The sequence below is a fragment of the Mesorhizobium sp. M2A.F.Ca.ET.037.01.1.1 genome, assembly GCF_003998075.1.
GTDB lineage: Bacteria > Pseudomonadota > Alphaproteobacteria > Rhizobiales > Rhizobiaceae > Mesorhizobium.
Window position 1 is genome coordinate 1 of the sequence record NZ_RZSA01001251.1, and the last position, 1,625, is coordinate 1,625.

Genomic DNA, 1,625 nt, shown 5'->3' on the forward strand with positions numbered 1-1,625 from the left:
GCGATATCGACATCCTCGCGCGCGAAATCGGTCAGGCGGCTCGACGTGTCGAGCCGCACGGCGAGTGCTGGATGAGCGATCTGGAATGAGCCCAGATGCTGGGCCAGCCAGTTCGAGGCGAAGGTCAGCACGGTGGTGACGCAAAGCAGTCCGTCGGCGCCGCCGCGCGCCGCGGCATAAGCCTGACCCAGGATGGAAAAGGCTTCGCTGACGGCAGGCGCCAGGCGCTGGCCGGGTCCGGTCAACTCGATCTGCTTCGGCCGGCGCAGGAACAGCGGCGCGCCGATGCGTTCCTCCAGCAGCTTGATCTGGTAGCTCGCGGCCGCCTGGGTCATGCCCAATTCCTGCGCCGCCTTGGTGAAGGACAGGTGCCTTGCCACCGCTTCGAACACCCGGATCGCCTGCAGCGGCGGCAGCGGCGCAAGCTGCGGAGGGGTCAGATCGGGCATAAGGCCTCCTTATGGGTCATGATCGAGGTTTAATTGGAAGCACGAACCAGCCAGACCGATATTTGGGATCAACGATCAATCCAGTTCAAGGCTGACGATCATGGTCACGGTACAGGAAAAACTCGTTTCCACCCCCGCACGCGGCTGGTTTTTCATGCTGGTACGGGAATTTGCAAAGTTTTCGGGCCGCAGGCGCGGCTACATCGATGTTCGGGAACTATCCGAGCATCTGCAGCGCGACATGGGTTTTCTCGACGGCAATGATCCGCGCGGACCCTCGCAATAGCCGGCTTCTTTTATGGCCATCAGCCGGCAAGCAGGGTTTCGGCCGTCCGTTCGTCGGTGATGAGGCCATTGACCAGCCGGCGGTTGACGGCGGCCAAAATGCCCGGCAGCTTGCGGTCGCCCATGGCCAAGGCGATGACCAGCGATTTTTCCCGCGACGGCAGCGCGGCGGACGACACGCGGTCGTTGGTGATCCCTTCGATCATGCGGCCTTCGCGGTCGAACACCCAACCGACGATCTCGGCGATGCCGCCGGCTTTCTGCAGCGCCTTCAGCTCGCTTTCGGAAATGAAGCCGTCCTCGTAGAGCGGCGCCTTGGGCCCGAGATCGCCGATGCCGACGAAGGTGACGTCGGCTTCCGCGGCCAGCGCCAGCGTCGGCTGGATCATCGGCTGGTTGAGCAGCATCTCGCGCTCTTCTGGCGAGGAGGCGATGACCGGCAGCGGCATCGGGAAGGACCGCGCCTTGACGCGGTCGGCCATGGTGAAGATGACGTTGTAGAAGGCGGCCGAGCCGTCGGGCGAGATGTTGCCGGTCAGGGACACGACCTTGTGCTGCGGGCAGTCCATCGGCGGCAGCTGCTCGATCGCCGCCTTCAGCGTGCGCCCGGTGCCGATCGCCATGACGATGGGGGCTTCCGAGCGCAGCCGGCGCTCGATCTCGGCCGCTGCCGCCTCGGCGATGCCGATCGTCGTCGAGTTCGACGCCGGATCGCTCGGCACCACTTCGACAAGATCGAGCGCGAAACGCGATTTCAGTCGGGCGGCTAGGTCGAGGCAGTTGGCGATCGGGTGATCGACGCGCACCTTGATCAGCCCTTCGGACATCGCCAGCGACACCAGCCGCTGCGCCGTCTGCCTGGAGATGCCGAGCTTGGCGGCGATCTGGTCC

3 protein-coding genes are annotated in these 1,625 nt (G+C 64.8%); 1 reads left to right on the top strand and 2 read right to left on the bottom strand.

The genetic code is table 11. From position 1 onward, the window contains the following. Positions 1 to 449: LysR family transcriptional regulator (locus tag EOA27_RS35640; protein ID WP_127258628.1), on the bottom strand; the 449-nt coding region annotated here is incomplete at its 3' end. A gap of 100 nt (positions 450 to 549) precedes the next feature. On the opposite strand from EOA27_RS35640, the gene EOA27_RS35645 reads away from it, so the two are divergent. Further along, positions 550 to 735, top strand: coding sequence for a hypothetical protein (locus EOA27_RS35645; protein WP_126080001.1), 186 nt, complete (start codon positions 550 to 552; stop codon positions 733 to 735). Positions 736 to 754: 19 nt separating this feature from the next. Here EOA27_RS35645 and EOA27_RS35650 read toward each other — a convergent pair. Further along, the coding region (locus EOA27_RS35650; RefSeq protein ID WP_145970804.1) for a sugar-binding transcriptional regulator at positions 755 to 1,625 on the bottom strand (871 nt) is incomplete at its 5' end.

Coding starts and splice junctions, on each gene's coding strand:
- EOA27_RS35645 (WP_126080001.1), top strand. CDS start 550: ATGGTCACGGTACAGGAAAAACTCGTTTCCACCCCCGCACGCGGCTGG.